5 protein-coding genes and 1 pseudogene are annotated in these 3,412 nt (G+C 68.9%); 2 read left to right on the top strand and 4 right to left on the bottom strand.

Annotated elements, in window-relative coordinates:
- The coding region (locus WAX14_RS20945; protein WP_422629971.1) for a DAK2 domain-containing protein at nucleotides 1-399 on the bottom strand (399 nt) is incomplete at its 3' end.
- A gap of 209 nt (nucleotides 400-608) precedes the next feature.
- Here WAX14_RS20945 and rpmB point away from each other — a divergent pair.
- Both rpmB and WAX14_RS20935 read left to right on the top strand, forming a co-directional pair.
- Nucleotides 609-800 (top strand): 50S ribosomal protein L28, encoded by a 192-nt coding sequence (gene rpmB, locus WAX14_RS20940; RefSeq protein WP_003939060.1) that lies wholly within the window; start codon nucleotides 609-611, stop codon nucleotides 798-800.
- A 92-nt stretch (nucleotides 801-892) separates the two neighbouring features.
- Nucleotides 893-1,726, top strand: a complete 834-nt coding sequence (locus WAX14_RS20935; RefSeq protein WP_422629970.1) for an enoyl-CoA hydratase-related protein — start codon at nucleotides 893-895, stop codon at nucleotides 1,724-1,726.
- Between the two features lie 30 nt (nucleotides 1,727-1,756).
- On the opposite strand, the gene WAX14_RS20930 is transcribed toward WAX14_RS20935, so the two are convergent.
- The 3 genes and pseudogenes from WAX14_RS20930 to WAX14_RS20920 form a co-directional block, all read right to left on the bottom strand.
- Nucleotides 1,757-2,440 carry a uracil-DNA glycosylase gene (locus tag WAX14_RS20930; protein ID WP_422629972.1) on the bottom strand — a complete coding sequence of 228 codons (684 nt, stop codon included), beginning with the start codon at nucleotides 2,438-2,440 and terminating at the stop codon, nucleotides 1,757-1,759.
- A 75-nt stretch (nucleotides 2,441-2,515) separates the two neighbouring features.
- The gene (locus WAX14_RS20925) at nucleotides 2,516-3,037 is read right to left on the bottom strand and encodes a gamma carbonic anhydrase family protein (RefSeq protein WP_422629969.1); all 522 of its coding nucleotides are present in this window, start codon (nucleotides 3,035-3,037) and stop codon (nucleotides 2,516-2,518) included.
- 10 nt (nucleotides 3,038-3,047) lie between these two features.
- Nucleotides 3,048-3,412, bottom strand: a pseudogene (locus WAX14_RS20920) (thiamine-phosphate kinase); the annotation flags it as partial.

The following is a 3,412-nucleotide window of genomic DNA, read 5'->3' as shown; positions in this document are numbered from 1 at the left end:
GTCCGTGGGTGCACTCAGCGCGCGCGTCACCTCGGATGCGGCGCGGTCGAGTGCGCGCGCCAAACCTGCCGCGTCCAGTTGCTGATCGGTCGCGATGGAGTCCGCCATTCCGCGCAGCATCTGGGCGAGGATCACCCCGGAGTTGCCGCGTGCCCCGATGAAGGCACCGCGTGCGAGGGCGTCGAAGACTGCGGCGGCCGTCCGCGGTGTGCCGGAGGCGCGGAGTCCGTCGACCGCCGAACGCACGGTGATCAGCAGGTTCGTGCCGGTGTCACCGTCCGGGATGGGGAAGACGTTGAGGATGTTGATTTCGTCGCGGCGCTCGTCGATGGCCTCGAGTCCGAGTTCTGCCCAGCGGCACAACACGTGCACGTCCACCACGTCCTCGACGTCGAACAACTGTGGGCACCTCTTCCGCAACGCGCCGATTTCGAGGCCGGCCGATTCCCGATGCCGACAGGGTAACTGCGTCGCCGGCGGGAGGCTGGTTTGGTCTTCCGGCACCGGATTCGCTACTCTTGCAGGGTTGCCTCGCACGGGTAGCGAGATTTTCCCGTGTTCGTAGGTCAAGCATGACAATATCCACTACATAACAAGGAGTTCGCGACATGGCTGCCGTCTGCGACGTATGCGCCAAGGGCCCCGGCTTCGGGAAGTCGGTCTCGCACTCGCACCGGCGTACCAATCGTCGCTGGAACCCGAACATCCAGAGCGTGCGCGCCCAGGTTGCCCCGGGCAACACCCGCAAGGTCAACGTGTGCACCTCCTGCCTGAAGGCAGGCAAGGTCGTTCGCGGCTGATCGAGCCGAGACCAGATCGACAAGTACCCCGGCGTGCACCGCCGGGGTACTTTCGTTTTGCCGGGTGCGCGGCGGCGGCTAGTGTGCCGAAGGTGACCGAATTTCCTGTGACCGACCTCTCCGCGGGCGGCGCCGCGTCCGATACGTCCCCGTCGCATGTCAGCGTGACCGACGGAGTCTTGCGCATTGCCGTGGCGACCGCCGAGAACGGCACTTCCCTGTCGCCCGCCGGGGTCGACCAGGGCGCCGCTGCCCTCCGGGCCGCCGGACCCGAGATCCGCGCGGTTCTCCTGGTGGGCGAAGGCGCCAATTTCTGTGCGGGCGGAAACGTCCGCGGATTCGCCGGCGCCGCCGACCGTCGCGAACATGTCCGCGACATCGCCGACCGCTTCCACGAATTCGTGCTCGCTCTCGACGGTGTCGGTGTTCCCGTCGTCGCGGCCGTACGCGGCTGGGCCGCGGGTGCGGGCATGAGTATCGTGCTGCACGCCGACATCGCGCTCGGTGGCCCGTCGACGAAACTGCGCGCCGCATATCCGTCGATCGGATACACACCGGACGGCGGCATGTCCTGGACGCTGCCCCGGGTCGTGGGGATCGCCCGTGCCCGCGAACTGATCCTCACCGACGCTGTTCTCGGTGCGGACGAAGCCGTTCGTCTCGGTGTGCTGAGCAGGCTCGTCGCCGACGACGAGATCGAGGGTGAAGCACTGCGCATCGCGCGGACCCTCGCGGGCGGCCCGACAGCGGCCTACGCGAGCATCCGCAGGCTCGTCGCCGAGTCGGATCAGCGGACGCTCGCGGAGCAACTCGCCGCCGAACTCGAGTCGATCTCGTCGGCTGCGGTGTCACCGACCGGCATCGAGGGTGCCAACGCGTTCGTCGAGAAGCGTCGGCCCGACTTCTCGTCGCTGACGGGGAACTGAGCTGACGGGGAACTGACCGGCGCGAGCCGGTCAGGTCAGACGCCAGTCCACCGGGTCGCCGCCCTGCTGTTCGAGCAGGTCGTTCGCGCGGCTGAACGGCCGTGATCCGAAAAATCCGCGGGATGCGGACAGCGGCGACGGATGCGCCGATTCGACGGTGGGCACACCGCCGAGCATCGGCTTCAGCGTCGCCGCGTCGCGTCCCCACAGAATCGCGACGAGCGGTGTCTTCCGCGCGACGAGGGCGCGGATCGCCTGTTCGGTCACGGCTTCCCATCCCTTGCCGCGATGCGATGCGGGCTGTCCGGGCTGGACGGTGAGAACCCGGTTGAGCAGCAGTACTCCCTGCTCGGCCCAGGGAGTCAGATCACCGTTCGTCGGGACGGGCAATCCCAGATCGTCGGTGTACTCGCGGTAGATGTTGACGAGGCTGCGCGGTACCGGGCGCACGTCCGGTGCCACCGAGAAGCTCAGGCCGACGGCGTGGCCTGGCGTCGGGTACGGGTCCTGTCCGACGATGAGAATCCGGACCCGGTCGAACGGCTGCGTGAACGCGCGCAGCACGGCGCCGCCCGCGGGCAGGTAGCCGCGTCCGGCAGAGTTCTCGGTGCGCAGGAACTGCCCCATCGCGCTGATGTCGTCGGCGACCGGCGCCAGGGCTTGTGCCCAGCCTGGCTCGACGACCTCGGCGAGCGGTCGCGGCCCGGTCGGCATGTCGGGGGTGAGTTGGTCGGTCACGGTGTTCGTTCCTTGTTTCGGCGGCCTGCTCTGACGGTCCGGTCGTGACGGCTAGTCGATGCGACGCAGCGCGGTGCGGTAGTAGTCGGCGTTCGCCGCGTACATCTCGGCATTCGCGGCGAAACTGCCCTCGGGGATCTCGTAGCCCTCCCGGATCTTCGCGGGCACACCCATCGCCATGCGTCGTTCGGGCAGTGCGAAGCGCGGTGGGACGAGCGCACCGGCGGCCACCTGAGATCCGGCGCCGAGAGTCGAGCCGTTGAGCACCAGCGACCCGGACCCGATGAGGCAGCCGTCGCCGATGGTGGCGCTCTCGATGTGCGCGTTGTGCCCGACCACGCAGCGGGCGCCGATGATCGTCGCCTCGATCGCGGTGCAGTGGATGATCGTGCCGTCCTGGATGTTGGTGTACTCGCCGACGGTGATGAACCCGTAGTCGCCGCGCAGCACCGCCGTGGGCCACACCGAGGCGTGTGCGCCGAGGGTGACATTGCCGATCACGACGGCGTCGGGGTGCACCCACGCCTCCAGGTGGATATCGGGGACACGATCACCGAGTGCGTAGACAGCCATGCCCGGAAATCTATCTCGAGAAACTCTGCCAACCGCCGGGGCCTGTGTGGTCGCGGCCGTCGACAGTGACTACCGGTGGTCCCGGACGGACCGTTCCGATGCGGCGCCAGCCCGCCGGCAGTGTCACCTCCGGCGGGAAGCACGCGGCCAGCGCGTGATCCTCCCCGCCGGTGAGCACCCAACCCCACGGGTCGGCGCCCAGGTCCGTTGCGGCCGCGCACAGGTCGGCGCCGGGTTCGAGTGTGTCCGATGCGAGATCGATCGTGACGGCGGACGCGGCGGCGATGTGCCCCAGGTCAGCGAGCAGGCCGTCGGAGATGTCGGTGCCCGCGTGTGCACCGGCCCGGGCCGCGGCGACCCCGGCCGCGTAGGGCG

Origin of the sequence: Rhodococcus sp. (in: high G+C Gram-positive bacteria) (assembly GCF_049299235.1) — a bacterium.
Taxonomy (GTDB): domain Bacteria; phylum Actinomycetota; class Actinomycetes; order Mycobacteriales; family Mycobacteriaceae; genus Rhodococcus.
The sequence above is the reverse complement of the archived record's forward strand: the minus strand, read 5'-3'. Positions and strand labels throughout refer to the sequence as shown.

What these genes read in the sequence shown, in the direction of transcription:
- WAX14_RS20925 (WP_422629969.1), bottom strand. Translation starts at nt 3,037, where the DNA reads ATGGCTGTCTACGCACTCGGTGATCGTGTCCCCGATATCCACCTGGAG.
- WAX14_RS20930 (WP_422629972.1), bottom strand. Translation starts at nt 2,440, where the DNA reads ATGCCGACCGGGCCGCGACCGCTCGCCGAGGTCGTCGAGCCAGGCTGG.
- rpmB (WP_003939060.1), top strand. Translation starts at nt 609, where the DNA reads ATGGCTGCCGTCTGCGACGTATGCGCCAAGGGCCCCGGCTTCGGGAAG.